Genomic DNA, 25485 nt, shown 5'->3' with positions numbered 1-25485 from the left:
GACGATTGCGGCGCGCCGCATCGGCTGATGGGAGAAGGCGTGCGCATCCGGTTCGACAAGCTCGGCGTGGTCATCGCTGCGATCGCCGCCTATGCGGCATTCCTTGCTCCGTTCGCCACCTTCCGCGCCAACCGCATCGTGCCGGGCGAAGCGCGCTCGATTCTGGAAGCGCTGCCGGCAATGGTCGGGCCGCGGCTGTTGGCAATCGTCGTCGTCGCCGCGCTCATCGCGCTGCTGAAAACCCCGCTCGTCCTGCGCCTCGCCGCCGGCGTTATTGCGCTTGCGGCACTTGCCATCCTGATCGGCGTCGCTGGCACCTTTCTCACCCCGGTGGGCAACACCTTCGCTCGCATCTCACCGGCCTCCGGTTTCTGGCTACTGATCTTTGCCTTCACGCTTCTGCTGGCCGACGTGCTGACACGGCTGAACCTGTCGCCCTGGGCGCGCATCGGCGTGCTGATCGTCGCGGCGCTGGCCATCGGCCTGCTGCTGATGTCAGGGCAATGGGACAACCTGTCGATCCTCAAGGAATATGCCAACCGAGCCGACAGTTTTTGGGCCGAAGGTTCCAAGCACATTACGCTGGCGTTGGGTTCGCTGGCCGCCGCGGTGATCGTCGGCCTGCCGCTCGGCATTCTCTGCCATCGTGTCGAAAAATTGCGGGCCGGCGTGCTCAATGTGCTCAACATCATCCAGACCATCCCCTCGATCGCGTTGTTCGGCCTGCTGATCGCGCCGCTCGGCTGGGTCGCGGCCCATGTGCCGGGCGCGGCCGAACTCGGCATTCGCGGCATCGGCACAGCACCGGCCTTCGTCGCGCTGTTCCTCTATTCGCTGCTGCCGGTAGTAGCCAACACCGTGGTCGGCCTCGCCGGCGTGCCGCGCGCCGCCAACGATGCCGCGCGCGGCATGGGCATGACCGACCGCCAGCGCCTGTTCGGCGTCGAGTTTCCGCTGGCCTTTCCGGTCATCCTTACCGGCATCCGCATCGTGCTGGTGCAGAACATCGGCCTTGCCACCATCGCCGCGCTGATCGGCGGCGGCGGTTTTGGCGTGTTCGTCTTCCAGGGCGTCGGCCAGACGGCGATGGATCTGGTGCTGCTTGGCGCCGTGCCAACGGTGGCATTGGCCTTTGCCGCGGCCATCATCCTCGATGCAGTCATCGAAATGACCGCCACCAAGCGCAGGGTTGAAACGGCATGATCGAGATTGAAGGCATTACCAAGCGCTATGACGAAACGACTGTCGTCGACGATGTGTCGATGGTTGTCGAGCCGCGCACTCTTTGCGTCATCGTCGGCACCTCCGGATCCGGCAAGACGACGCTGTTGCGCATGATCAACCGGCTGGTCGAGCCGACGGCGGGCGTGATCAGGCTCGACGGCGCCGACAACCGTTCGCTGCCGGGCTACGAGCTGCGCCGCAGCATCGGCTATGCCATTCAGGGTCACGGCCTGTTTCCGCACCGCACCGTGGCGCAGAACATCGCCACCGTGCCGGTGCTGCTCGGCTGGGGCAAGGCCCGCATCAAGGCGCGCGTCGATGAACTGATGACGCTCTACCAGCTTGATCCCGAGGCCTATGGGCCGCGCTATCCGCACGAACTCTCCGGCGGCCAACAGCAGCGCGTCGGCGTTGCCCGCGCGCTCGCCGCCGAGCCCAACGTATTGCTGATGGACGAGCCGTTCGGCGCGCTTGACCCGATCATCCGCAACAAGGCGCAGGAGGATCTGCTGGCGATCCAAAGACGCTTCGGCACCACCATCATCCTCGTCACCCATGACATGGAAGAGGCCGTGCATATGGGCGACAAGATCGCCGTCATGGATGCCGGCAAGCTGGTGCAATACGCAAAGCCCGCTGAGATCCTGGCGAAGCCGGCCAACGCCTTCGTCGAGACCCTGGTTGGCGCCAGCGAAAAACCGTTCCGGCTGCTGTCGCTCGGTCGCGTCAGCGAGGCGGTGGAGGAGGGGACTGCCGAAGGCGAGGCGATCCCCGGCGATGCCAGCCAGCGCGACGCGCTGGCTGAGCTGCTCTGGTCCGGCCGCCCGGCGCTGCCGGTGAAAGGCGAAGACGGCAAGCCGCTCGGCCGCGTCACTGTGGACGGCTTGGTCAAGCGCGCGGCGAGGCCGCTATGAAAGCCTGGCTGCCCTCGCTGCTCAGGCTTTTGCTGGTGGTGCTGCTCGTCGCCTTCGTCACCAATCCCGGCTGGTTCCAGCCGCTCTTGCAGCCGCTGACCGAGAACGGCGCGCCGGCGATCTACAATCAGGGCAGCCTGCTGACGCTGACCTTGCTGCATCTGAGGACCGTGCTGATCGCCACTGTGGCGGCCACCCTGGTCGCGGTGGCGCTCGCCATCCTTGTCACCCGGCCGGCCGGCGCCGAGTTCCTGCCGCTGTCGCGCAGCCTGGTCAATATCGGCCAGACCTTTCCGCCCGTGGCGGTGCTGGCGCTGGCGGTGCCCGCCGTCGGCTTCGGCGAGAAGCCAACGCTGATCGCATTGTTTCTCTATGGCCTCTTGCCGATCTTCGAGAACGCGCTGACCGGCCTCACGACGCTGCCTGCCAATGTGATGGAGGCGGCGCGTGGCGCCGGCATGACCGGCTGGCAAAGGCTCACCAAGGTCGAACTGCCGCTCAGTGCCCCGATCATCCTCGGCGGCATAAGGCTGTCGGTGGTCATCAGCCTCGCCACCGCCACCATCGGTTCGACCGTTGCCGCCAAGACGCTGGGCGAGGTGATCATCGCCGGCCTCTTGTCGAACAACCTCGCCTTCGTCCTGCAGGGCGGCCTGATCGTCGCGGCCCTTGCGGTGCTGATCTATGACGGGCTCTCGGCCATCGAGCGCTACACGGCGCGTCGCATGGGGCAGGAAACGGAGTAGCACGGCCTGCCAAGTCAGCAATCTCCGTTCAACTTCAATTCCGCTACGTCATTTCAATCGATCTAAAAGGACGGCGGCGCCGGCGGGTGCACTGTCGTCTGCGCCTTTTGGCCGAAAGCCGGGCAAAAACCGAACAATATCTTGACGTTCCGAGCCCTGTTTCGCATACACCGCTGCGAAGGGACGGAATCCGCCTGGCGGAATGCCGCTCCCCGTCTCAACGGCCCAGGGAGGGGTTCTTTTGGGCCATCAATCGAGGAAAATTCGGCAATGACCATCATTTCCGCCGTCATCGCCTGCGGCCTGCTTTCAGTCCTTTACGCAATCTGGGCGACCCGATCGGTCCTCGCGTCCGATCAGGGCAATGCACGCATGCAGGAAATCTCCGCGGCCATCCGCGAAGGCGCGCAGGCCTATCTGGCGCGCCAGTACACCACCATCGCCGCCGTCGGCATCGTCGTGCTTTTGCTTGCCTGGTGGCTGCTTTCGATCACCGCCGCGATCGGCTTCCTGATCGGTGCCGTGCTCTCGGGCGCCGCCGGCTTCATCGGCATGCACGTCTCGGTGCGCGCCAATGTGCGCACCGCGCAGGCGGCGTCGAACAGCCTCGCAGCCGGTCTCGACATCGCCTTCAAGTCGGGCGCCATCACCGGCATGCTGGTGGCGGGCCTGGCGCTGCTCGGCGTCTCGATCTACTATCTCATCCTGACCCATTTCATGGGCCTTCAGCCCAATGACCGCATCGTCATCGACTCGCTGGTCTCGCTCGGCTTTGGCGCCTCGCTGATCTCGATCTTCGCCCGTCTCGGCGGCGGCATCTTCACCAAGGGCGCCGATGTTGGCGGCGATCTCGTCGGCAAGGTCGAAGCCGGTATCCCCGAGGACGATCCGCGCAACCCGGCCACCATCGCCGACAATGTTGGCGACAATGTCGGCGACTGCGCCGGCATGGCCGCCGACCTGTTCGAGACTTATGCGGTCACCGTCGTCGCCACCATGGTTCTCGCCGCCATCTTCTTCGGCGGCACTCCCGTTCTCGGCGCCGCCATGCTCTATCCGCTGGCCATCTGTGGCGCCTGCATCCTGACTTCGATCGTCGGCACCTTCTTCGTCAAGCTCGGCTCCAATGGCTCGATCATGGGCGCTCTTTACAAGGGCCTGATCGTCACCGGTCTGCTGTCCATCGTCGGCCTCGGCGTCGCCACTTCGGCAACCCTCGGCTGGGGCGAGATCGGCACCGTTGCCGGCATGGCTATCACCGGCAAGAACCTGTTCATCTGCGGCCTGATCGGCCTTGTGGTGACCGGCCTCATCGTGGTGATCACCGAATACTACACCGGCACCAACAAGCGCCCGGTCAACTCCATCGCCCAGGCTTCGGTGACCGGCCACGGCACCAACGTCATCCAGGGCCTTGCGGTGTCGCTGGAATCGACAGCACTTCCGGCGATCGTCATCGTCGGCGGCATCATCTCGACCTACCAGCTCGCCGGCCTGTTCGGCACCGCGATCGCGGTCACCACCATGCTCGGCCTCGCCGGCATGATCGTTGCGCTCGACGCCTTCGGCCCGGTTACCGACAATGCCGGCGGCATTGCCGAAATGGCCGGACTGCCCAAGGAAGTGCGTCACTCCACCGACGCGCTCGACGCGGTCGGCAACACCACCAAGGCGGTGACCAAGGGCTACGCCATCGGTTCGGCCGGCCTCGGCGCGCTGGTTCTGTTTGCGGCCTATTCGAACGACCTGAAGTTCTTTGCCGCGAATGGCGACAAATACCCTTACTTCCAGGGCATGGGCGAGATCTCCTTCGACCTCTCCAACCCTTACGTCGTCGCCGGCCTGATCTTCGGCGGCCTGATTCCATATCTGTTCGGCGGCATCGCCATGACGGCCGTCGGCCGCGCGGCGGGCGCCATCGTCGAGGAGGTGCGCAAGCAGTTCCGCGAGGACCCGGGCATCATGGCCGGCACCTCGAAGCCGAACTATGCGCGCGCGGTCGACCTGCTGACCAAGGCGGCGATCCGGGAAATGATCATCCCGTCGCTGCTGCCGGTGCTGGCGCCGCTCGTCGTCTATTTCGGCGTGCTGCTGATCTCGGGCTCGAAGGCGTCGGCCTTTGCCGCGCTCGGCGCCTCGCTGCTGGGCGTCATCGTCAACGGCCTGTTCGTCGCCATCTCGATGACCTCCGGCGGTGGCGCCTGGGACAACGCGAAAAAATCGTTTGAGGACGGCTTTACCGACAAGGACGGCGTCAAGCATCTGAAGGGCTCCGAGGCGCACAAGGCCTCGGTCACCGGCGACACGGTCGGCGATCCCTACAAGGACACCGCCGGTCCGGCGGTCAACCCGGCGATCAAGATCACCAACATCGTCGCCTTGCTGCTGCTGGCCGTGCTCGCGCACGGCTGAGCGATCGGGCAAGAGCTTTCAAGACGAAACCCGCGGGAGCGATCCCGCGGGCTTTTTCTTGCGACGATCAGATGCCCCGTCAAAACAAGAGCCCGCAGGATTGCTCCCGCGGGCTCTTGGTTGCCTGAGATGGTTACTGCTTCACGGAAGAAGCAAGAAAGGGAATGCGGGACGCCTCAGGGCGTGCCGCCGCCGGGAATGCCGGGCGACAGCTTGCTGGCGCCTTTGATGATCTGGCTGAGGAAGTTCTGGTCCTTGCCGCCAGTCGGCGTGGTGCGCGAGATGAAGTCGAACATCCTGCCGTCTTTCAAGCCGTAGTTGGCGATCTGGGTGACACGCCCGTCAGCGCCGAAATACACCGCCAGAACTTTCTGGTCGACCAGACGCGGCTTGTCGAAGGCGACGTAACGCTTGCGCGTCTGCGAGATGTAGTAGAAGGCCTCGTTGTCGAAGGTGGCCGTCGTCGACGGTGTGCCGAGCGCCAGCAGCACCTGTTCGCGGCTGGAGCCGACCGGCACCGAGTTGATCGCCTGCTGGTCGATCACATAGCCTTGCGTCAGCGTCTCGCTGGGGTTGAGGTCACCGACCATCTTGGACGTATTGCAGGCGGAAAGCGCTGCAGCCGCCACCAGCAGCGAGACCATGCCGGCGGGCCGGGGCAAAAAAGACGACTTGAATTTCAGCGCGCGCAACAACAACTCCATTAGCTGGCCGCAACTTGCGCTGGGCGGCAAAACCGGTAAACCAGCTTGCCTGCCGATGCAACAAGGCCAATTCAAACAAACGGTCCCCGGGAGACCACCCTCAATGTTCCAGCGCCTTTTTGGCCGCGAACGCCACGCCAACCGCGCCATTACCGAGGCGCTCTACGCACAAATCGTGGCAGCGGCGCGGCAAACGATATTTTATTCCGACTGGAATGTGCCGGACACGCCGCTCGGCCGTTTCGAGATGCTGTCGCTGCACATGTTCCTGTTCCAGCACCGGTTGCGCGGCGAGAGCGGTGCCGCGACGGAGCTCGCGCAGGTGCTGATCGACGAGTTCTTCCTGGATGTCGAGCATTCGCTGAGGGAACTGGGCATAGGCGATGTCGGCGTGCCCAAGCGCATGAAGAAGCTGGCAAAAATGTTCTACGGCCGCACCGCCGCCTATGACGATGCGCTGGAGCGCGACGACCGCGAGGCGCTGGCCAGCGCTCTTGCCCGCAATGTCAGGCCCGACGCCGGCGCCTGGCCGCAGGCGCCGCTGCTTGCAGCCTATGTCGCCGATGCCTCACGGCAACTCGCCGCGCAGCCGGCCGAATCGATCGCTTCCGGTACGGTGGCGTTTCCCATGGCCAGGGCAGCTTGAAGGAGGGGAAGATGAAACATGCCGATCCCCAAGGCCCGGTGTCCTTCGTGGCCAACGTCGCCCGCCTGCCACATAAGGGGTTGCCTGTGGTGATCGACGCCGACGACCGGCAGCGCGCTGCGCTCGCCACTGAGCACGAACTGCTTTCGGTCGAACGCTACCGCGCCGAACTTCTGGTGACGCCGTGGAAGCGGCACGGCGTCAAGGTCAGCGGCCGCGTCGAGGCCGACATCACCCAGGCCTGCATCGTCACCCTCGACCCGGTTCCGGCGCATATCGACGAGCCGTTCGAAGCGCTTTTCCTGCCGGAGCAGTCCAAGCTCGGGAGGCAGGGTTTCGAAGGCGGGGGCGAGATCGTGCTGGATGCCGACGGGCCTGATAGTCCGGAGACCTTTTCCGGCGACACGATCGACGTCGGAGCACTTGCCGAGCAGTTTTTCGGCCTGGCGATCGATCCTTATCCGCGCAAGGCCGGGGCATCGGTGGAGGCCGCCGGCGATACCGAGCCCGCTGAAAGCGAATTCCAGCAAAAGCTGCGGTCCCTGCTTGGAAAATCCTGAAAGCGGACGAGATATTGGAAAACCCGGTTGTGCGGCAGCCCAAAACCGCTATTTTCGCCGAACCTTCGCGAGCCCCCCCGTACCTTGGCAAGCCCTCAGTCGCAGGCCAGGCAAACCGTGAGATGAATACCGCGTGATCAGGATTTCCATCGATGCCATGGGCGGCGATCACGGACCGAGCGTGGTCATCCCGGCGCTCATGACCGTCGCCATCCGCCGACCCGACATCCGCTTCGTCATTTATGGACGTGAGGAAGCAGTTCGCCCCGAGCTTGCCAAGTTCCCCAAGCTGGCCGAGATCAGCGAGTTCGTCCATTGCGAGATCGCGGTCAGGATGGACGACAAGCCGAGCCAGGCGCTGCGCCACGGTCGCTGGAAGTCGTCGATGTGGAAGGCGGTCGAGGCGGTCAAATCAGGTACCGCGCAGGCCTGCATCTCGGCCGGCAACACCGGCGCGCTGATGGCGATGTCGAAATTCTGCCTGCGCACGATGGCGACCATCGATCGCCCGGCGATCGCTGCTCTTTGGCCGAATACGCGCGGCGAAAGCGTGGTGCTGGACGTCGGCGCCACCATCGGCGCCGATGCGCACCAGCTCATCGATTTCGCCATTCTGGGCACCGGCATGGCGCGCTCGGTTTTCGGCATCGAACGGCCGACCGTCGGCCTGCTCAATGTCGGCGTCGAGGAGATCAAGGGCCAGGAAGAGGTCAAGGAGGCCGGCCGCATGCTGCGCGAGGCCAACATGGCCTCGATGAATTATCGCGGCTTCGTCGAGGGCGACGACATCGGCAAGGGCACGGTCGACGTGGTCGTCACCGAGGGCTTTGCCGGCAACATTGCACTCAAGACGGCGGAAGGCACCGCCAGGCAGATCGGTGGCTATCTGCGCGCCGCCATGAGCCGCACGCTGATGGCCAGGATCGGCTATGTCTTCGCCAAGGGCGCCTTCGACCGGCTGCGCGAAAAGATGGATGTCGGCCGTTCCAATGGTGGCGTTTTCCTGGGCCTCAACGGCATCGTGGTGAAAAGCCATGGCGGGGCCGATTCGGACGGCTTTGCGGCGGCGATCGAGCTCGGTTACGACATGGTGCGCAACAATCTGCTTGACCGCATCGAGGCCGATCTCGATCTGTTCCATGCGCGCAATCCGCATGCCCAGGCAAACAGGAAATCCGACGTCGTCGTCGACGCAAAGGAATAGGAAAGAGCTTTGATCAGATCAGTCGTGCGCGGCTCGGGCGCCGCGCTGCCCCGCCGCATCATGAAGAATGCCGATTTCGAAGGCATGGTCGAGACCTCCGATGAGTGGATCGTCCAGCGCACCGGGATCCGGCAGCGCCATGTCGCGGCCGACGACGAGACGACGGCGTCGCTTGGCGAGGCGGCGGCGCGCGCAGCCCTCGACAGCGCCGGGCTGACGCCCGCCGACATCGACCTCATCGTGCTGGCCACCTCGACGCCCAACAACACCTTTCCGGCGACCGCCGTCGAGATCCAGAACCGGCTCGGCATGCATCACGGCTTTGCCTTCGACATGCAGGCCGTGTGCTCCGGTTTCGTCTATGCGGTGGCGACCGCCGACCTCTACATCCGCGGCGGCCTGGCAAAGCGCGTCCTGGTGATCGGTTCGGAGACCTTCTCGCGCATCCTCGACTGGAGCGACCGCTCGACCTGTGTCCTGTTCGGTGACGGCGCCGGCGCGCTGGTGCTGGAAGCGGGCGAGGGGGCCGGCGGGGTCGCCGACCGCGGCGTGCTTGCGGCCAGCCTGCGTTCCGACGGCGTCCACAAGGACAAGCTTTTTGTCGATGGCGGACCCTCGACCACCGGGACGGTCGGCCATCTCAGGATGGAAGGCCGCGAAGTGTTCAAGCACGCCGTCGGCATGATCACCGATGTCATCGAGGCGACCTTCGCGCAGGCCGGCATCACCGCCGACGATCTCGACTGGTTCGTGCCGCATCAGGCCAATAAACGGATTATTGACGCTTCCGCCAAGAAGCTTGGGATTGCCGAGCAAAAGGTAGTGGTTACAGTCGATTTGCACGGTAACACCTCGGCTGCCTCCGTGCCGCTGGCGCTCTCGGTGGCCGTCGCCGACGGCCGCATCAAGAAGGGTGACCTGGTGCTGCTCGAGGCGATGGGTGGGGGCTTCACCTGGGGCGCGGTTTTGGTTCGCTGGTAAGTGCCGAACGTACGGGTTCGGTCCTTGACCTTGCCGGATCAATTACTTAGGCTCTGCCGCTGCTTGTATCGATTTATGTTTTTGAGCTGATGGGACGGTCGCATGGGGGGAAAGACACTGACGCGCGCCGACCTTGCCGAAGCTGTTTACCGCAAGGTTGGCTTGTCGAGAACTGAATCGGCCGAACTCGTCGAAGCGGTCCTGGATGAGATCTGCGAAGCCATCGTGCGCGGCGAGACGGTGAAGCTGTCGTCCTTCGCCACATTCCATGTTCGTTCCAAGAACGAGCGCATCGGCCGCAATCCCAAGACAGGCGAGGAAGTGCCGATCCTGCCGCGCCGAGTGATGACCTTCAAGTCGTCGAACGTGCTGAAGAGCCGTATCCTGCGCTCGCACCAGAACAGCAAGGCCAAGGGCGGCAAATAGCCGGCTACAGCAATTCCAGGAAAAGTGTGAAGCGGTTTTCCGTTCGGAATTGCGTAAAAACAAGGCTATAGAAAGCTTCGGTTGAAAACGGCGGCCGATTTTGACGCCGGGCTTGAATGTTGTTTCATAAACCGCTGAAATAATACCCGATTCGGCACAACAGGCCCAATCGCCGTCCAGCGTGGAGGATTTCGCCATGGACAAGAGCCCCGACGCATTCCGTACCATCAGCGAGGTCGCAGAGGATCTCGATCTGCCGCAGCATGTGCTGCGCTTCTGGGAAACGCGTTTCAACCAGATCAAGCCGATGAAGCGTGGCGGTGGCCGCCGCTACTACCGGCCGCAGGATGTCGAACTGATCAAGGGCATCCGCCACATGCTCTACGACCAGGGCTATACGATCAAGGGCGTGCAGAAGCTGCTGCGCGAGAACGGCAACCATTTCCTGGTCGCCATCGGCAATGGCGACATGGCAGCGGTCGAGGCGATCGCGCAGCGCCGTCAGGCAGATCAGGTGCCGTTGACGCCGGCGGCCCAGCCGCGCGGCGCGGACGATGAGATGCTGGTCGGCCAGCCCAAGGTGAAGCCGAGCCGCCGCTTTTTCGGCATGGGCAAGAGCGACGACGAGGGACCGGTGCAGCCGGGCTCGTCGAAACTGTCGCGCGACAACCGCGCCTTGCTGCAGGAGGCGCTGTTCGACCTTCTGGAATGCAAACGCCTGCTCGACCAGGTGCGCTAGCGCAATTCCAGAAAAGTGCGAACGGTTTTCCGTCCGGAATTGCGCAAAGGCAAAGGGTCAGAGCAGCTCAGCAATTCTATCAATTGCTGAGCTGCTCTGACCCTTCGTCCGCTGCCGAGGGCCGCCGGCAGACCGGAACCGGTTCTGCGGCCATGCGTTTGGCCTTCTCTGAAGAAGGAAGGACAGACACTCATGGCATCGCTTTCGACCCTCTCCGATCTTGACCTCGACAAGCAGGTGGCGGCGCTCTCCAGGGAACTGGCCGCCTTGAGGAAAGCCGTGGCCAGACAGGGTGGCGCCTATTACGAGGACGGTCGCGACGCTGCTTCCAACTACTATTCGGAGCTTGCCGGGCGCCTCACCGAAGCGCTGCCCGCGATCAGGAACAAGGGCAGGGCGATCGAAAGGACGGCGCGCAACCATCCGGCGACCGCGGCCGCGGTGGGGCTGGTTGTCATCGGGCTCATCGCCAGCTTGGTTCTCAGTAGACGCTAAACCCGAAGTTGCAGACAAGAAAATGGCGGCCGTCTCGCGGACGGCCGCCATTTTCTTCGACGACAGGCGATCAGTTGGCGAGCTTGAGCCGGGTCTTCGGGTCGATCTTCATGACCTGGCTGCACTTGCCGTAAACGGTGCCGTTCTTGTCGGTGGCGTCGGTGTAGGTGCCCTTGCAGTCGATCTGCAGCACCAGACAGGAGCCGGAGCCCTTGCAGACCGCGCCGCCGTCGCCGGTGGGGTGCGTGCCTGCGAAAGCCGAGCTCGGAACCGAAACCGAGCCGAAGGCCGAGACGGCGATGACAGCGGCGAGCGAGATGCGCTTGAAATTGGTGAAGTTGGTCATTTGAGCATTTCCTTCTCTTTGATCGAGGATCGCCGTCATGGCGTCCTTCTGGTTTGGGGACCGCCTTCTTGGCGTCCATGCCGGTTTAGTGCGGCCCAGAGAGGAAAGGTTCATGCCTCGGTTCAGATTTTTTTGCCGCGCGGCGCCAGCGATCGTCGATCCGCACCACGACGTCGACGGCGGCAGTTGAGGCGGATCTCGGCAGGATCACGCGCCAGCCCACAGCGTTTCGGAAACCGGCAGTTCGGACAGACGCTGCGGGCCTTGGCCGCGAGCTTGTCGATCAGCGTCACGAACAATGGATTATGGTCGACGATTTTTCGCCGGAGCATACGCTCGTTGTAGCTTGGGGCGCGGCGGGGATTGGGCAGATAGCCGAGCCGTATGGCGAAGCGGGCGACAAGGGCCGGATGACGAAGCGTGCGCCGCAGCCGGTAGGGACCAAGGACGAAGCGGTGTCTTGCCGGATATCGGCGCTGGTCCTCATCAAACCCAGGAATTTGGGTTCGTCCTTCATCCCGTGAGGGCAAGGCCCCGTCAGGAAAACCGCCCTTGGTCAAACACCAAAGCCGGCCTTCCTGTCGGGGTAAGCTGGTATGCTTAGGCCTTCTTCGCCTCCACCTTCTTGTGGTGGTGGTGATGATGGTGGTGATGATGCTTGCGATGATGATGGCGGTGATGCTTGTGAACCACCGGAGCAGCATCAGCGCTGGTCGCGCCGAGGAGCGGCATCGAGACAGCGAGGGCTAATGCCAGCCCAAGCGCGGAGAGAAGGGACTTCTTCATGACGTTGTTTCCTTTTGTGCGGGCCGCATTCTGGAGATCACCGGACCAAATCGGTGACTCGAGCGCCGCGATCGGGACTATCGTCCTGGATTTTTTCGACAATTTTTCCCGACTGTAGAATTTTGTTTCCGGATTGTGTCTGAAGCCCTGTCGTCCCGTGCGAGCGCCGCCTCACATCGGCGGAACGACGCCATGGTTGCCGACGACGACCCTTCGGGAGGTGAGCGTGCCGTCGCTGCCGCGCTCGGCGGTGACGAATACCGCCGCGCCGGACGTCAGGTCCGCCGGCGTGGCGGTGGCGTAGGTCACGATCGGCGTCGACTGCGGGATCGCGATCTGCTTCTTCTGGCCATTGTCATAGGTCAGCGTCACCGTACGGCCATCTATGTCGGTCACGTCGGCGACTGTGCCGTTGGTCATCCGGCTGTTGGGCTGCAGGTCCCATGGCCGGTCGCCTTCTCCGGTGCCTTTCAGCGCAGCCGGGAAGATCACGACCTCCAGCGCCCCACTGCCGCCATCGGCCTTCGAGACGGACGCGATGCCGAGGAAATCGCCCTGCTTGATCTCGGTGGCCGATGCCTTGGCGACGCCGGAGATTTTCCACCCTTCGGCTAGCGCTATCGCATCTGTCTTGCCCGAATGGTCTTTCACCGTCAGCGTCGATCCTGCAAGGTCGACGACCGTGCCGCGCAGGCGAATCGTGTCTGCCGCCTGGGCCTCCGCCGCGCCGGCAAGACCTGGAATCGTGCCGAGCACGATCGCGAATGTCTTCAAGTTCATGGATTCGATCCTTCTGGAAAATGGCCGGCCCGACCTGTCTGTGCCAGCAACATCTGCGTAACGAACGCGGGCGCGAAAACGTCAATCAACTCGGCGTTCGATTCTTCAAAAGAACTTGATTGGAGTTCGCCACGGGTGAGATGGCGCATTTGCACGGTTTTCGCTCCGGCAGGCCGTTCCCCGGCGGCAATTCACGTTGCCGTGACGCCTGTTTTGGCGCTTGGCAAATCGCCCGCGAGCGGGCATTCTCCCGCTCGTCTCAGGCAACCCATCATTTGATCAGACCTTTCAGCCCACGGAGTTGCCAATGCCCGCTACTGCAACACGCGAAGTTCCGTCCGAATTGATTGCCACATCCGGCTACAGCGCCCTCAAGGCCGTCCGCGAAACCAGGGGATACAGCGTCGAAGAGCTGTCCCTGACATGCGGTCTCTCGGTCCATGAGATTGCCGACATCGAAAACGGCAAGGATGCTGATCCGTCGAAGCTCAGACGAATAGCCTTGGCGCTTCAGGTGCCGGAAGGCGCTTTGATGGACATGCCAACGGCGGAAAATCAGTCCATGCAATAGCCGACCCTGGGTCCGCCCAACGAGCCCGCCATGGTTTGCCCTGGCGGGCTTTTCAGTCCCAAACAGGCGGGGTTGCTGGCGATTGCGAATAGCCGCCGCCCCATGCGCGTATCCGAACAAGATTCGCCAAAGATCGCACGCGGCTCAGAATTCGGTGCATAACGCTCCGCGCCGTCCTTTAGCGCTTGCTGATGCATCCGTCATGGCGCAGCGTCGCCCGGGGCTTTCAGAAGGCGAAATGCTAAAGCGGATCGTAATTCCCACCACAGCCAGTTCGCGCCAATTCAACTTTCTTGTTCCCGACGACGTCATCGACGCGGTGGAGCGATATATCGACTGCGCTGCTCCCGGACGCATCGTTTCAACCTATTCCGCAGTTCAGTCGGTGCGAGACAAGGTCCCCGACTGCGAGCTATCCGACGAACAGATTGAACGATACGCCGTTTTGTGCGCCGTAGACCAGGCACTCGCGGTGCATTTCGATCGGAGAGGAAGCTCGCGGGATCCCTATTCGCCCCTGAGCAGGGCTCACTGGCGACTTGTGCCGAAGTGGAAAATCAGGGCTCGGACGCGATTGGCTTGGTTCCATCGGCCGGCGTCTCGTCCCAACATCACCAGTTCGCAGCACCTGTGATTACAGCGAATTGAGCGCCTTCGTTCCGAAAACAATAAAGGCGCCGCAGGGCGCCTTCGATAAAAGCCGGGGATTTCAAGGAAAAATGGTCGGAGTGGCCGGATTCGAACCGACGACCCCTTGACCCCCAGTCAAGTGCGCTACCGGGCTGCGCTACACTCCGGACCGCGCAAAGCCCTATATTCTCAAGGGGTGTAGCGCAAGAGCCTTGCCGGAACAAAATCGGTGGAATCGGAACAAACAGTGTCCTGGTGTCCCTTTCGTGACCAAAAAGCACACCGAAAAGCACACCGGACGTTCGCTGTATGTTCCATGCGCTGCAACGGGGGCATGGAACTCATCGTCCCCCTTAGCGATCGCTAAGAATCCTGCACAACTGCGGCATGCTTGACGACTATAGCGCCGCCGCAGGCGGTCAGCGACGAGCCTGATCCAGTGAGCGCGGAGTCATTCACGACTAATGGATGCTCGGACGAATTCGCAGCAGGCAACTGCCGTGATAATTCTACACGAGCCCATGGCTTTCCAATTTCAATAGAGAAGACCTTTATGGAAGAACCCTACGAGATTGCCTTGGCGACTGAGCATGACCTTGACGCCGTTCTCGATCTTCAGGAACGCAATCTGCCCAAGAGAGGCGGGACTCTGTCGGCGTGCCTCTCTCGCGGGTGGTTCGAGACGGCCATGGCGGCAATGCCCGTCGTCGTGGCTAGGCGCGCTGGCCGGCTGGTGGGTTATTTGGTATCGGCGCCGGTCGCTGCATTCACGGAGGTCGCTGTCGTGCAAGCGATGCTCGAAGCTTATCGCGGCGCATCCGACGCTTGTATCTATGGCCCGATATGCGTGGACGAGATTGAGCGCGGCCAAGGTGTGGCAAACGCCATGTTTGCTTCACTCCGGGCGCAGCTACCAGGGCGCGAAGGCGTTCTGTTTATCCGGTGGGACAACGCGGCCTCACTGCGGGCGCACGCCAGGATGGGCATGCGTGAAGTCGCTAAGTTTGACCACAACGGCACACAGTTCGTGGTCCTTTCCTATGTTGGTTGAGGCCTAGGTCTGCCCGAAGGCACCAATTCGCCAGAAGCCCACGTCATGCGTTCGGCCGAAGGCGGGTGACGAGCGTGGCGAGCTCCGCCTGGCGGTGTGTGTTGGTCTTGGCGAACACCGCTCTGAGCTGGGTGCGCGCGGTTTCGCGGCTGATGCCGAGTGCAATTGCCGCGGCATTGATGCCATCGCCCGACGCGAGGCGCGCGGCCAGCCTGGCCTCGGCTGCCGTCAAGCCAAATGCGACGCGCAAGCGCAGTGCATCCGGGCGCACCAGAGACCTCAGGTCGGTCAGCAGGAGGACGGCACAACCAGCCGTGAACAGATCACTGCCGATTGCGCTCAGCGGCATCACCTCCGCCAGAAGCCAGGGCCTTTCGCCACGGCTGATGACTACCGGTGCGGCCGGAGGCGCTCCGTCCCGCCGACTGCGCAGACCACCGGAGAGCAGGCGCCGCAGCCGGTCATTGCTGCAGGGGTCATTGGTCGCCGGGCGACCTCTCACAAGGTAGAACTCCTCACCAATCAGCTTCTGTGCCGAAAAGTTCAGGTGCCTCGCGCGGCCCTCTACGTCGAGCAGAATGGCCGCGCAACTTGCTCGATCAAGAGACGACAGTTCCGAGGCCTGCTGGAACCCTGCGAACCGTTTGGCGAGCCTTACGATCCTGCCAAGGTGCGGGCCAACTGCCGAGAAGCAGCGGGTCTCCTCGGGAAAGAACCTGCCACGACGCGCGCCACGATAAAGCGGCAGGCTCCAGCGATGTTCATCGACCATGAAGGGCGTTGACGCATACCAATCCCGGTCTCCGGGACGCGCAATCTCCTGGTAATAGGGCAGCCTCCTGCGCTCCTCTTCCGTAGAGATCTGATCTTCGATGAGCGTCGTATGGCCTGCCCGGCGGAATGCGGGCGCTCTTCTGACGTGCGGATCCGGAGCATCACATTCTTTGCGCAGCCACAATTCGTGGAATTCGGCGTGTTCGGTAGAGATGGGCATCTTGGGCGGCACCTCTTCATCGTCTGAGAAGAAGGTGCAGCTTTCGGCGCCTAACGATTCTGCAAGTAATTGCAAGGCGCGAGGCCACTCGGCTGGCGCCAGGACCGCATCGTAACAGGCCTCGATGGCCCGCTCAGTTCGTCCCATAGGCATCGACCAACTCCGTGGTCGGGAAGGTAAGATTCATAGCACGTTGTGCCTCGGAGAGACAGCGCGCGGGCTCACACTACCAGCAAAAGCGGTGCTCGGTTCACCCATACGGGTGATGCAGAACAAAGCCGTCGGCAGCATCTTCTCGTTCGACCAACCGGATGGACGCGCCGAGATGATGTCCTTCATTCCACGCGTCGCTGCGCGAAAAGAACTCGGACGGGCACGAGGCGGGCTATTGGCTCTGGCGATGAGCCTGACAACTTCGCTGTCGGCCGCGGCGGAGCAGGTTTCGTCGGTGGATCTCGAACTGGTTCTTTGTGTCGATGTATCGTCTTCAATGAGCGAGGCGGAACAACGCTTGCAGCGGGAAGGATATGTCAACGCACTGCATGATCCGGCGGTCTTGCAGTCCATCGAATCCGGCCGGCGTGGCAGAATTGCCGTAGCCTATGTCGAGTGGGCAGGCCCAAATCACCAGAGCGTGCTGATACCATGGACTGTTCTCGATGGGCCCGAAGATTCGGCCGCCTTCGGCGAGGTGCTGCGGGCTCAGCCGATCGCCAGAGGACGCGGCACCTCAATCTCAGGGGCGCTCTTGGCGGCGGGCAAGCTACTGGCCGAAGGGCCGGGAAGCGACCGCCGGGTAATTGATGTTTCTGGCGACGGTCCCAACAATGCGGGTCTGCCGCTTCAACCGGTGCGCGACGCACTCATTGCCGCCGGCGTGACCATCAACGGACTGGCGATCTCGCTGCACGCGGCCGACACGCTCGACAGCTTTGGTCCGCGCTTTGTCGAACTGTATTATGAGAGCTGCGTTATCGGCGGTTCCGACGCTTTCATCATCAGGGTCGACGACAAAGCCGAGTTTGCAAAGGCAATCCGGAAGAAGCTCGTGACTGAAATAGCCGGTCTGCCAGCCGATGTGCAGCCTGCGGCCTATCAGATCCGCTCACGAGCTGTCGTCGATTGCGTCATGATCGGATCAGCCCCTGGACGATAGTGCTGCGTCGGGCGGACCTCGCATAGTCCGATAGCGGAAGGTCCACGTTCAGAAGCGGTCTTGACACCCTCTAGATCAGTGAGGTCCTGGCCTCTAACTCTAAGGCTGAGATCTCAAGCTCAGCTTTTGCGTGACATCGTCGAGTCACGCAGAAAAACGTGCTGGCGAACGTCACAGTAAAGCGTTACGCCGTGCCAACCGCGAAATAATCCACAAGTCGATCGCTATAACTCTCATCGAGCAGCGCGTTCATGCTGTGAGATGTATAGAGAAGACCGATGGTTAAACACACAACGACTAAGCCTTACTCTGACACAAGACTGGCGAAATTCATCGAAAGACGCATTCTCGAGCTGAAGCCACGCAAGACGCAGTCGCTCATCTCGAGCGAGGCCGGATTCGCCCAGCATAATATGCTCACGAACATCAAGGCCGGTAACAGCAAGCTGCCGCTCGACCGCGTCCCAGCCCTGGATATGTCGGTATTCCAGCCAGTGTTGATGGCAGTTATGGACCGTGAGCGAGCGAGCGACGCTGATAAAGACTCGGTGGCGGAAATCCTTGAGAGCTACCTCGTTCGACGGATGGTTTGTGGCGCCCAGACGAGGGGCTATGGAACTCTTGCAATCGAGCTTATCGACGTCATCCATGCGCTAGGTGCCGGAGTGCCGGTCGCACCTGCGATCTCCAAATATCTGACCGATCAACGGCACACTGTTCTGGCCTGAGGATAAGCGCTTCAAGTCTGAATGGGTTAGCCAAGCCTTCTATGGCAATTTCCGCCGCGCACGTGTTCTGATGATCCTGCAGGCCCTGGAGGAGCACTACCAGACACCCGGAGCTTTAGGCGAACCCGTCGTGGGCTTCGATTTCTCCAGGCTCACCATCGAGCATATCATGCCGCAGAAATGGCGGGACCATTGGCCGTTCGAAGGCGATGAGACCGGAAGGGTCAACAGGGATCGCGCGCTTCATGGCATCGGCAACCTCACGCTGGTCAGCGGTTCGCTAAACCCGTCGCTCTCCAACTCTGCCTGGAAGTCGCATGCCGGCGGCAAGGCAAACTGCAAGTCGGTCGCTCTCAAGGCTCACTCGAAATTGCAGATGAATGCGAAGCTGCTTGATCAATGGCCGGATGTCTGGAGCGAAGCACAGATGCTCGAACGAGCAAATGCGCTGTTCGAAACGGCACTCCTGGTATGGCCCTATCAATGGAGGGGAAGCAACTCTGTTGTTCGAGGACATCGAACTTCCTGCAAACAACCAGACGCTTCAAATTCTCGAGGGACGCCTCCAATCGCGGAAATCTGCAGAGGCGGAATCGGATGACGATGAGATGGCCCGGAGCGGCCCCATAATTCTGAAGACCGAAGTAAACTTCGAGGACGTCACTTGGCGTCCCACACGGGGTCATCGACATTCAAATCTCGGAGATGGGGTGCCCCATGCGATCAAGACCAGGCTGAAAGACCATCAGGTTCAGGGCTTAGCCTGGCAGATTGAATCTTGGAAGGCTGGAATGCCGGGCGTCCTGAATGCCGATGAGCAAGGCTTGGGTAAGACGCTGCAGACAATCGCATTCCTGACTTGGCTGAACGAGCATATGAAGCGTGACGGGGCCGCGAGCCGCGGTCCAATGTTGATTGTTGCTCCGACCTCACTGCTCGAGAACTGGGAATTGGAGGTCACTCAACACGTTGAGTTGCCGGGGCTCGGACATCTCATACGGCTCTATGGATCCGCTACGGGGGCGAGGAAGCTTGCAGGGGCGAATGGGCGCGATATCGAGAACGGCGAATCCAAGTTGGACTTCTCTGATATCCGTGGTGCGCTCAGCGCTGGGGCGGGGCACCTTACCTGGATCCTAACCACCTACACGACGCTTACCAACTATCAGCATTCGCTTGGCAAGGTTCCGTTCGCGGCAGCCGTCTTCGATGAGGTCCAGAATATTAAAAACCCTGGCACCCTAGCGGCAAACGCAGCCAGGGCAATGAATGCCGATTTCCGCATAGGTCTTACGGGAACGCCGATCGAGAATTCAACGGTCGATCTTTGGGCCATTATGGATCAGGTTGCTCCTGGCGCGCTGGGATCTTTGCGAGAATTCCGCGATCGATATGGAACTCCGGACGAAGACAACATGCTGGAACTCCATTCTCGCGTGTTCCAGATTCAGAACGGCTTGCCACGGCTTGCCTTTCGACGCTTGAAGGAAACAGTCGCTCGCGACCTTCCGACGAAGTCACGTTTCATGCATCCGCGAGCAATGCCGCCGCTTCAAGCAGACCGCTATGAGGAGGCTCGTGTCAAACTCGCAAGTGGCGGCCCAGGCGCCGCGTTAAAGATGCTGCACCATATTCGCTCCGTGTCAGTGCATCCTGCAATTGACGCGCAAGAAGACGCGCAGGAATTTATTGATGCGTCAGGACGACTGGCGGCAACTTTCGACATATTGCGGCGCATCAGGTCGGCGCGTGAGCGAGCGCTGGTCTTCATTGAGAGCCGGCAGATGCAGTTCCGATTCATGGAGCTGGTGCGTGCCGATTTCGGCTTAGCGCGGGTTGATCTCATCAATGGTGACACACCCATCCAGAAGCGTCAGGCGATCGTAAACCGCTTCCAGGAGCATCTCGCCAACGATCGCGGATTCGACCTGCTGGTTCTCGGTCCAAAAGCGGCGGGAACTGGTCTTACCCTAGCGAGCCCGCGTTGCCTGCGAATCTCCCTGTTACGAACCCATTAAAGTCGTTAGGCTGCCTCCTAAGCACACGATGTTCGTGGTGGTTAGGTCAGAGCTCGAAGTGTCAGCCGTGGATGGCACGCCTTTAGTTTCATCGAAGACTCCTCAATATGGAGGAGATGCAGGCAAAGCTATTGCGCGGGTAAAACCGCATTGGGCGCGTATGGGGATTACTCGGGTCGCCAACCTGACCGGGCTCGATCGTATTGGCATACCTGTCGTGATGGTGTGCCGGCCGAATGCCCGGTCGCTTGCGGTATCGCAAGGCAAAGGCACCGATATGGATGCCGCGATCGCGTCTGGCTTGATGGAAAGTGTGGAACTTTACCACGCCGAACACATAGAGCTTCCACTAAAGCTCGGCACCATGGCAGAACTCTCGCATTCACACAGCTTTGCTGAAATTGATCGTCTGCCGCGAGTTGCCGGCGAACAGTTTACCCGCGATCTCGTGACGCTTTGGATAGAGGGCACGGATTTGATTTCGCACGAAGGCAGGTGGCTGCCGTTCGAGTGCGTCCGTGCAAACTTCACGGTGCCTGCGCCGCCGGGAAGCGGATATTTTGATTGCAGCAGCAATGGGCTAGCCTCGGGCGGCAGCTACGACGAGGCGATCCATCACGCAATCTGCGAGGTTGTCGAACGCGATGCGACCGCCCTTTGGAACCGCCTGTCGTCTGCCCAACGAAGGAGCACCGGGGTCGATCTTGGCAGCGCGCCGGACGGTCCTTGCCGAGACGTGCTTGAAAAACTGAAACGCGCCGACTTCCGCGTAGCGGGGTGGGAAACGACTTCGGACATCGGTGTGCCAGCGTTCTTTTGCCTGATCGCCGATCAACGCGATCGAAACAGCCATCACGGCATCGGCGCTGCAGCGCATCCGGTGCCGGAAATCGCATTGCTCAAGGCGCTAATCGAGGCCGCGCAGGTTCGAACGACTTACGTTTCCGGGGCGCGCGACGATCTGCAGCCCGAGGAATATGGCGAAGCGTATCGGGAGAACCGCCACCGGCTCGCTGAAAGACTTTTATCCGAGCATTCTCCTGACAGGCGGATTGCCTCCGCTGAAAAAGGGTCGACGGTCGGGATAGTGTCGAATCTGGGTTGGTTGATCAATAGGTTGCAAGCGGCGAGAGTCAGGGAGGTTGTCGCCGTCGACCTCAGTAAGGATGACATCGGCTTGCCGGTTGTCAAAGTGGTGATACCCGGCCTCGAAGGACCGGACGATCACGGCGGCTATGTGCCGGGCGAACGGGCCCGCCGCACCCTGGGAGCCGCTCTGTGAACGCGGTCGTCTTCTGCGGCCCCAGTGTGAAAGCAGAAGATGTAGCAGGTTATGACGGCCTAGAGTTCAGGCCGCCAGTGCGTCAGGGCGAGTTCTATGCAGCAGCCTGCCGGAGTCCCAGAGCCATTGGCATCATCGACGGCTATTTCGACGGACAGGCGGCGGTGCTGCATAAGGAAATACTATGGGCGCTTGCACACAGGATCGCCGTGTTCGGCGCATCCAGCATGGGGGCGCTGCGGGCCGCGGAGCTCCATTCTTTCGGCATGCGCGGCGTCGGCCGTATCTTCGAAGCGTATCGGGACGGCGAGCTCACCGATGACGATGAGGTGGCGCTCATCCATGGCCCCCCGGAAACCGGCTACGTCCGCCTCAGTGAACCGATGGTCAACATACGCGCGACGCTCGAAAAGGCGGTCGAGGAACGGATTATCGACCAAGTCACCGGAACACGTCTCGCCGCCGGTGCAAAAGCACGCTTTTATCAATTGAGAACCTGGCGCGGCCTGCTGGAGGATGTTGGCGATCCGGAGCAGATGCAGGTGCTTTCCGAGTGGTTGCGAACGGGAAGGGTTGATCGTAAGCGCGACGACGCCCTCGAACTGTTGAGCCAGATGGACACGTTCATCCGTAGCGGTGCGAAACCCGAGCGACCGACCTTCCATTTCGAGTGGACCGAGAACTGGCACAACGCACACTGGCGCAGCGAAACTCTGACGAACGACGAAGCGACCACCGTCGAAGAGGAAGCCATCCTGGACGAACTTCGGTTGCGGGGCGACTACGCGCAAGTGCGTCGCGATGCCCTGCTTCGACTGCTGGCTCGGAGTGACAGCCATGCAGCGCCCGATCGCCAAGCCGTAAAGCGCGCGACCGGTGAGTTCCGCTCGCGGCGCGGGTTCATGCGGCAAACGGACGTAATCCGCTGGGCAGGAGAGAACGGCACGGATCTCGCGGGAGTGGAGCTTATTCTGGAGGACAATGCCCGTATCGAGGCGCTCGCGCGAGATCGCGATGTCGCACTTCATCAGGGCATGCTGGACCGGCTGCGCGAACTCGATCTCTATAGCGGCTACCGCGACCAGGCTCTGGCCAGGCGGCGATGGGCGTCGACATCTGCGCCGATGCCGCGTGCCCTGTTGGCAGTTTGGTATTTTGAGAAATGCCTCGGCCAGGCCGTTCCCGAAGACCTTGCCGACTACGCCGCCTCTATCGGACTTGCCAGCGTGGACAAGTTCTATGAGCTTTTGGCCCGTGACTATACTTTCACAACCCAACGCGCGTTAGGGAATGACTCTGGCGCCGCGGGCGAAAGTTCGTTAGGGTGACTTTGCCGCGCCGGTGATGCTGCGGCCAATAAAATGTGGATGCCTCTGTCCGTAGGTGGGACGAGTATGGCATTTAGAGGGGAAGGCTGCGTAGTCAAGAACGGAACGCGCTTCAGGCTGTTTGCCCAGGCGCCGTTTCTAACGCCTTTCCGCAAACCTGAAACTGTTATCGTATCGTCGCCTGCCGGGTCTATAGGCCCTGGGCCTGGTAATGATCGCATGTATGTCGTCGATCCCATCGGCAAGCCGCTTGCTTACGGACTAGTGGAAAATCTGCGCGGCGACCCGCTCTATCTGCTGCCACCATGGCGGGGCGATATCTTTCCGCCTGCGCTTCCCGATCGCGAGGGACATTTCGACCACATCGCGCCGGAGGATCCTGAGTTCGAGGCTGCGCATCTGTTCGGCTCGGTGCGCTGCACACTCGACGTATGGGAGAAATATTTCGGCCATCCGATCGCCTGGCATTTCCGGCGCGACCTCGACCGGCTGGAGCTGGTCATCCAGCGCAATCTTCTGGAAAACGCCTTCATGGGCTACGGCTTCCTGGAGGTCGGCATCCATGAGGGCGAGGACGGCGGCATCGAGCCCTTCAGCCTGAACTTCGACGTCATCGCGCACGAGGTCGGGCACTGCATCATCTATTCGGTCATCGGCGTGCCCGATCCGGGAAAGGCGTCCGCCGAATATTACGGCTTCCATGAATCCGCCGCCGACCTGACGGCGCTGATCGCCGCCCTGCATTTCGATTCTGTCATCGACGAGCTGCTGGAGAGCAGCCACGGAAATCTCTACACCCGCAATCTCGTCAACCGCATCGCCGAATTGTCCAGCAACGACCAGATTAGGCTCGCCGCCAACCCGCTGTCCATGATCGATTTTGTGCGCGGCTGGCACGACGAGCACGCACTCGCCCAGCCACTCACCGGCGCGATGTTCGACGTCTTCGTCGACCTGTTCCACGAGGAGCTCGTGGCGCGCGGGCTGATCAGCCAAGGACAGGAAGACCTTTCCGACAGGCTCGAGGACAGCCCAGACTATTTCCGCATCATTCAGCCGATCTTCGACGAGGCCTATGCCGCAGCGCCGGCAGATTTTCGCGAGGCGCTGGTCGCCTCGCGCGACGAACTCGGCATGCTGCTCGCCGAAACCTGGCGCCGGCTCGAACCTGACGATCTGAGCTATGCGGCCGTCGGCAACACGTTGCGCGCTGTCGACCGCATAGTGACCGGCGGACGCTGGCGCAGGATTCTCGACGTAAATCTCGGACGCCGAGCCATCGGTTTTGCAAGCGCAGGGCCGAGACTCAAGCCGCCCGGGTCGAAGAGCCACTTCGATCTCCCGAGGGTGTTTGTGCCGGAGGGGCCGAACGGTTGTTGCAACGGAACCCGACTTACCTATCGAGAAAGATATCACTACGAACAAACCTAAGCGCAATGGAATCCCAATTGATAGTGCCAAAAGATTGACTCGACATATGGGGAGTAAAAAAAATGGCAGAGACGTTACTAAGCTTTTCGAATGTTTTGCTATTCGGACGAGAAATGGAGGACCTCAAAATAACATTGCCTGAAGCGCCAGCGACGGAGCGAGTGCGTCAGGCATCTACAGCAAATATCAACACATCACCTTGGCCAACATCTATAGATGGTGTGACTGTCAAAAATGGTAGGCGTATCTTATTGAAAGATCAAACTACTGCTTCTGAAAATGGGATATATCTCAAGAAGGATGCTACTACTTTTATTAAGTATGAATCAGACTATGATATTTATTTCGTGCGAGTGGAGTCCGGCACAGCGAATACAGGGAAAATGTTCCAGGTAACGTCTGCTGGAGTGGTAACAGCCTACGTAGGAGATGATCGGCATGGACCGTTTGCTCAACCCCGGGCTGGTCTGCCTAGCCAAACGGAAGGCCAACTATCGGCGACCCGGGACCCGCGATTGGCAAGAATTTATGCGTTTAGCTTTGAAGGATACTATTATGAGCTTCCGAGACCAATCGTGTTTCTTGTTCATGGCGGTGGGATTCCGGCGTCCGAGGCTAAGATGGGAGGAAATGGTAAGCCAAGACCCGCGCGTGCTCCCGGCGAGCCGTCCCTGACAGGATTAGGCGCAGCGGACTTTCAGTTTGCTGATGAGTTGATGGTCTGGTCCTACGACAAGGCGGATTACACCATCCGCATGGACGTCGAGACGGGCATGTTCGAGGACGTGCTGCTTGAGGCCGTCCTCGGCGGCGGACCGGGCGGCATGGATGCTGCCGGCATGAGCGCGCGCGGGATGAGTGCGCGGGGGATGAGCGCGCGCGGGATGAGTGCACGGGGGATGAGCGCGCGCGGCATGAGCGCCCGCGGCGGCAACAGCGACTGACCGGAGAGGAACGCGTCCCTGACGCGGGCTTGCGCTCGCCCCACCATGCTGAGGATTGGCGACGCTTGGGATCAACGATGCGGAAGCCGAACCGCTCGTAGAGACAGATCGCACGGATGCGAATAGCCGACGTCGAAAGGGTCTTCTCCTCGCGCCGCCGTGTCGAGCAGGCCCCTGATATCAGCCGCGTGCCGATGCCGAGCCCGCAATAGTCGTCCAGCAACCACAACTGCGCGCGATTGTAGTCGGTGTCGTGCTCAGTGACCTCGATCTAGCCTATCTCGCGCCCGTCGAGAATGATGATGCTGGAGTCGTCAGCCTTGAAGGAACGGCGCAGCGCCGCCCGGCATTCCGCCTCGTTCCAACTCGCCGGCTTCTGCATGAGCGGC

General features: G+C 61.5%; 27 protein-coding genes, 1 tRNA gene and 1 pseudogene. 21 read left to right on the top strand and 8 right to left on the bottom strand.

Translation table 11 applies throughout. The features are described from left to right. The first annotated feature begins 27 nt into the window (after positions 1-27). The 4 genes from AC1RUK_RS13790 to AC1RUK_RS13775 all read left to right on the top strand — a co-directional run bounded on the left by AC1RUK_RS13790 (position 28) and on the right by AC1RUK_RS13775 (position 5296). Complete coding sequence (locus tag AC1RUK_RS13790; RefSeq protein WP_481835181.1) at positions 28-1203, top strand: ABC transporter permease; 1176 nt, start codon at positions 28-30, stop codon at positions 1201-1203. Next, positions 1200-2138: an ABC transporter ATP-binding protein gene (locus tag AC1RUK_RS13785; protein ID WP_481835182.1), complete on the top strand. Its 939-nt coding sequence runs from the start codon at positions 1200-1202 to the stop codon at positions 2136-2138. The genes AC1RUK_RS13790 and AC1RUK_RS13785 overlap by 4 nt, the downstream gene beginning before the upstream one ends. Next, a complete protein-coding gene (locus AC1RUK_RS13780) occupies positions 2135-2884 on the top strand; it encodes an ABC transporter permease (RefSeq protein WP_481835183.1) in 750 nt (249 codons plus the stop codon). The genes AC1RUK_RS13785 and AC1RUK_RS13780 overlap by 4 nt, the downstream gene beginning before the upstream one ends. 270 nt (positions 2885-3154) lie before the next feature. Next, positions 3155-5296: a sodium-translocating pyrophosphatase gene (locus AC1RUK_RS13775; RefSeq protein WP_481835184.1), complete on the top strand. Its 2142-nt coding sequence runs from the start codon at positions 3155-3157 to the stop codon at positions 5294-5296. Positions 5297-5472: 176 nt separating this feature from the next. Here the strand turns inward: AC1RUK_RS13775 and AC1RUK_RS13770 are convergent, their stop codons facing one another. After that, a complete protein-coding gene (locus tag AC1RUK_RS13770) occupies positions 5473-5988 on the bottom strand; it encodes an outer membrane protein assembly factor BamE (protein ID WP_481840279.1) in 516 nt (171 codons plus the stop codon). Positions 5989-6103: 115 nt separating this feature from the next. Here AC1RUK_RS13770 and AC1RUK_RS13765 point away from each other — a divergent pair, with 115 nt between their 5' ends. From AC1RUK_RS13765 to AC1RUK_RS13735, 7 genes are all read left to right on the top strand, one after another. Beyond that, entirely contained in the window at positions 6104-6646 is a 543-nt protein-coding gene (locus AC1RUK_RS13765) for a ubiquinol-cytochrome C chaperone family protein (RefSeq protein WP_481835185.1), read from the top strand. Between the two features lie 11 nt (positions 6647-6657). Beyond that, positions 6658-7206, top strand: coding sequence for a YceD family protein (locus tag AC1RUK_RS13760; protein ID WP_481835186.1), 549 nt, complete (start codon positions 6658-6660; stop codon positions 7204-7206). A gap of 133 nt (positions 7207-7339) precedes the next feature. Next, on the top strand, positions 7340-8410 hold the full coding sequence (gene plsX / locus AC1RUK_RS13755) for a phosphate acyltransferase PlsX (protein ID WP_436174573.1): 1071 nt from the start codon (positions 7340-7342) through the stop codon (positions 8408-8410). Between the two features lie 9 nt (positions 8411-8419). Beyond that, on the top strand, positions 8420-9391 hold the full coding sequence (locus AC1RUK_RS13750) for a beta-ketoacyl-ACP synthase III (RefSeq protein WP_120015906.1): 972 nt from the start codon (positions 8420-8422) through the stop codon (positions 9389-9391). Between the two features lie 102 nt (positions 9392-9493). Then, entirely contained in the window at positions 9494-9817 is a 324-nt protein-coding gene (locus AC1RUK_RS13745) for an integration host factor subunit alpha (protein WP_006201891.1), read from the top strand. 196 nt (positions 9818-10013) lie between these two features. Further along, positions 10014-10556 (top strand): MerR family transcriptional regulator, encoded by a 543-nt coding sequence (locus AC1RUK_RS13740; RefSeq protein WP_120015907.1) that lies wholly within the window; start codon positions 10014-10016, stop codon positions 10554-10556. A 192-nt stretch (positions 10557-10748) separates the two neighbouring features. After that, positions 10749-11051 carry a hypothetical protein gene (locus tag AC1RUK_RS13735; protein WP_481835187.1) on the top strand — a complete coding sequence of 101 codons (303 nt, stop codon included), beginning with the start codon at positions 10749-10751 and terminating at the stop codon, positions 11049-11051. Positions 11052-11121: 70 nt separating this feature from the next. Here AC1RUK_RS13735 and AC1RUK_RS13730 read toward each other — a convergent pair whose 3' ends face one another. From AC1RUK_RS13730 to AC1RUK_RS13715, 4 genes are all read right to left on the bottom strand, one after another. Beyond that, complete coding sequence (locus AC1RUK_RS13730) at positions 11122-11397, bottom strand: hypothetical protein (RefSeq protein WP_436174577.1); 276 nt, start codon at positions 11395-11397, stop codon at positions 11122-11124. Positions 11398-11519: 122 nt separating this feature from the next. Further along, a complete protein-coding gene (locus tag AC1RUK_RS13725; protein ID WP_481835188.1) occupies positions 11520-11957 on the bottom strand; it encodes a hypothetical protein in 438 nt (145 codons plus the stop codon). A gap of 40 nt (positions 11958-11997) precedes the next feature. Further along, a complete protein-coding gene (locus tag AC1RUK_RS13720) occupies positions 11998-12183 on the bottom strand; it encodes a hypothetical protein (RefSeq protein ID WP_481835189.1) in 186 nt (61 codons plus the stop codon). 171 nt (positions 12184-12354) lie between these two features. Continuing rightward, positions 12355-12963 carry a hypothetical protein gene (locus AC1RUK_RS13715; RefSeq protein WP_481835190.1) on the bottom strand — a complete coding sequence of 203 codons (609 nt, stop codon included), beginning with the start codon at positions 12961-12963 and terminating at the stop codon, positions 12355-12357. 307 nt (positions 12964-13270) lie between these two features. Between AC1RUK_RS13715 and AC1RUK_RS13710 the strand changes: the two genes are divergently transcribed. Continuing rightward, entirely contained in the window at positions 13271-13534 is a 264-nt protein-coding gene (locus AC1RUK_RS13710) for a helix-turn-helix domain-containing protein (RefSeq protein ID WP_481835191.1), read from the top strand. Positions 13535-14254: 720 nt separating this feature from the next. On the opposite strand, the gene AC1RUK_RS13705 is transcribed toward AC1RUK_RS13710, so the two are convergent. After that, positions 14255-14331 (bottom strand) — tRNA-Pro (locus tag AC1RUK_RS13705). Positions 14332-14717: 386 nt separating this feature from the next. Between AC1RUK_RS13705 and AC1RUK_RS13700 the strand changes: the two genes are divergently transcribed. Continuing rightward, on the top strand, positions 14718-15215 hold the full coding sequence (locus AC1RUK_RS13700) for a GNAT family N-acetyltransferase (RefSeq protein WP_481835192.1): 498 nt from the start codon (positions 14718-14720) through the stop codon (positions 15213-15215). Between the two features lie 43 nt (positions 15216-15258). Here AC1RUK_RS13700 and AC1RUK_RS13695 read toward each other — a convergent pair whose 3' ends face one another. Beyond that, complete coding sequence (locus AC1RUK_RS13695) at positions 15259-16356, bottom strand: helix-turn-helix transcriptional regulator (protein ID WP_481835193.1); 1098 nt, start codon at positions 16354-16356, stop codon at positions 15259-15261. A gap of 118 nt (positions 16357-16474) precedes the next feature. Here AC1RUK_RS13695 and AC1RUK_RS13690 point away from each other — a divergent pair, with 118 nt between their 5' ends. The 8 genes from AC1RUK_RS13690 to AC1RUK_RS13655 all read left to right on the top strand — a co-directional run bounded on the left by AC1RUK_RS13690 (position 16475) and on the right by AC1RUK_RS13655 (position 25096). Continuing rightward, complete coding sequence (locus tag AC1RUK_RS13690) at positions 16475-17365, top strand: DUF1194 domain-containing protein (RefSeq protein WP_481840278.1); 891 nt, start codon at positions 16475-16477, stop codon at positions 17363-17365. Positions 17366-17643: 278 nt separating this feature from the next. Next, positions 17644-18093: a hypothetical protein gene (locus AC1RUK_RS13685; RefSeq protein WP_481835195.1), complete on the top strand. Its 450-nt coding sequence runs from the start codon at positions 17644-17646 to the stop codon at positions 18091-18093. After that, positions 18068-18694 carry an HNH endonuclease family protein gene (locus tag AC1RUK_RS13680; RefSeq protein ID WP_481840306.1) on the top strand — a complete coding sequence of 209 codons (627 nt, stop codon included), beginning with the start codon at positions 18068-18070 and terminating at the stop codon, positions 18692-18694. Before AC1RUK_RS13685 ends, AC1RUK_RS13680 begins: the two co-directional genes overlap by 26 nt. A gap of 109 nt (positions 18695-18803) precedes the next feature. Beyond that, positions 18804-20111, top strand: coding sequence for a DEAD/DEAH box helicase (locus AC1RUK_RS13675; protein ID WP_481840277.1), 1308 nt, complete (start codon positions 18804-18806; stop codon positions 20109-20111). Between the two features lie 28 nt (positions 20112-20139). Beyond that, positions 20140-21393 carry a YcaO-like family protein gene (locus AC1RUK_RS13670; protein ID WP_481835197.1) on the top strand — a complete coding sequence of 418 codons (1254 nt, stop codon included), beginning with the start codon at positions 20140-20142 and terminating at the stop codon, positions 21391-21393. Beyond that, the gene (locus AC1RUK_RS13665; RefSeq protein WP_481835198.1) at positions 21390-22721 is read left to right on the top strand and encodes a TfuA-like protein; all 1332 of its coding nucleotides are present in this window, start codon (positions 21390-21392) and stop codon (positions 22719-22721) included. Before AC1RUK_RS13670 ends, AC1RUK_RS13665 begins: the two co-directional genes overlap by 4 nt. 219 nt (positions 22722-22940) lie before the next feature. Then, on the top strand, positions 22941-24152 hold the full coding sequence (locus AC1RUK_RS13660; protein WP_481835199.1) for a gluzincin family metallopeptidase: 1212 nt from the start codon (positions 22941-22943) through the stop codon (positions 24150-24152). Positions 24153-24214: 62 nt separating this feature from the next. Continuing rightward, the gene (locus AC1RUK_RS13655; protein ID WP_481839619.1) at positions 24215-25096 is read left to right on the top strand and encodes a hypothetical protein; all 882 of its coding nucleotides are present in this window, start codon (positions 24215-24217) and stop codon (positions 25094-25096) included. Positions 25097-25235: 139 nt separating this feature from the next. Here the strand turns inward: AC1RUK_RS13655 and AC1RUK_RS13650 are convergent. Then, positions 25236-25319, bottom strand: a pseudogene (locus AC1RUK_RS13650) (hypothetical protein); the annotation flags it as partial. Positions 25320-25485: the final 166 nt, after the last annotated feature.

The organism is Mesorhizobium monacense (assembly GCF_056781675.1).
This window is presented reverse-complemented; position numbering and strand designations above follow the sequence as displayed.

What these genes read in the sequence shown, in the direction of transcription:
- AC1RUK_RS13790 (WP_481835181.1), top strand. Translation starts at nt 28, where the DNA reads ATGGGAGAAGGCGTGCGCATCCGGTTCGACAAGCTCGGCGTGGTCATC.
- AC1RUK_RS13785 (WP_481835182.1), top strand. Translation starts at nt 1,200, where the DNA reads ATGATCGAGATTGAAGGCATTACCAAGCGCTATGACGAAACGACTGTC.
- AC1RUK_RS13780 (WP_481835183.1), top strand. Translation starts at nt 2,135, where the DNA reads ATGAAAGCCTGGCTGCCCTCGCTGCTCAGGCTTTTGCTGGTGGTGCTG.
- AC1RUK_RS13775 (WP_481835184.1), top strand. Translation starts at nt 3,155, where the DNA reads ATGACCATCATTTCCGCCGTCATCGCCTGCGGCCTGCTTTCAGTCCTT.
- AC1RUK_RS13765 (WP_481835185.1), top strand. Translation starts at nt 6,104, where the DNA reads ATGTTCCAGCGCCTTTTTGGCCGCGAACGCCACGCCAACCGCGCCATT.
- AC1RUK_RS13760 (WP_481835186.1), top strand. Translation starts at nt 6,658, where the DNA reads ATGAAACATGCCGATCCCCAAGGCCCGGTGTCCTTCGTGGCCAACGTC.
- AC1RUK_RS13745 (WP_006201891.1), top strand. Translation starts at nt 9,494, where the DNA reads ATGGGGGGAAAGACACTGACGCGCGCCGACCTTGCCGAAGCTGTTTAC.
- AC1RUK_RS13740 (WP_120015907.1), top strand. Translation starts at nt 10,014, where the DNA reads ATGGACAAGAGCCCCGACGCATTCCGTACCATCAGCGAGGTCGCAGAG.
- AC1RUK_RS13735 (WP_481835187.1), top strand. Translation starts at nt 10,749, where the DNA reads ATGGCATCGCTTTCGACCCTCTCCGATCTTGACCTCGACAAGCAGGTG.
- AC1RUK_RS13730 (WP_436174577.1), bottom strand. Translation starts at nt 11,397, where the DNA reads ATGACCAACTTCACCAATTTCAAGCGCATCTCGCTCGCCGCTGTCATC.
- AC1RUK_RS13720 (WP_481835189.1), bottom strand. Translation starts at nt 12,183, where the DNA reads ATGAAGAAGTCCCTTCTCTCCGCGCTTGGGCTGGCATTAGCCCTCGCT.
- AC1RUK_RS13715 (WP_481835190.1), bottom strand. Translation starts at nt 12,963, where the DNA reads ATGAACTTGAAGACATTCGCGATCGTGCTCGGCACGATTCCAGGTCTT.
- AC1RUK_RS13710 (WP_481835191.1), top strand. Translation starts at nt 13,271, where the DNA reads ATGCCCGCTACTGCAACACGCGAAGTTCCGTCCGAATTGATTGCCACA.
- AC1RUK_RS13700 (WP_481835192.1), top strand. Translation starts at nt 14,718, where the DNA reads ATGGAAGAACCCTACGAGATTGCCTTGGCGACTGAGCATGACCTTGAC.
- AC1RUK_RS13695 (WP_481835193.1), bottom strand. Translation starts at nt 16,356, where the DNA reads ATGGGACGAACTGAGCGGGCCATCGAGGCCTGTTACGATGCGGTCCTG.
- AC1RUK_RS13690 (WP_481840278.1), top strand. Translation starts at nt 16,475, where the DNA reads ATGCAGAACAAAGCCGTCGGCAGCATCTTCTCGTTCGACCAACCGGAT.
- AC1RUK_RS13685 (WP_481835195.1), top strand. Translation starts at nt 17,644, where the DNA reads ATGGTTAAACACACAACGACTAAGCCTTACTCTGACACAAGACTGGCG.
- AC1RUK_RS13670 (WP_481835197.1), top strand. Translation starts at nt 20,140, where the DNA reads ATGTTCGTGGTGGTTAGGTCAGAGCTCGAAGTGTCAGCCGTGGATGGC.
- AC1RUK_RS13660 (WP_481835199.1), top strand. Translation starts at nt 22,941, where the DNA reads ATGTATGTCGTCGATCCCATCGGCAAGCCGCTTGCTTACGGACTAGTG.
- AC1RUK_RS13655 (WP_481839619.1), top strand. Translation starts at nt 24,215, where the DNA reads ATGGCAGAGACGTTACTAAGCTTTTCGAATGTTTTGCTATTCGGACGA.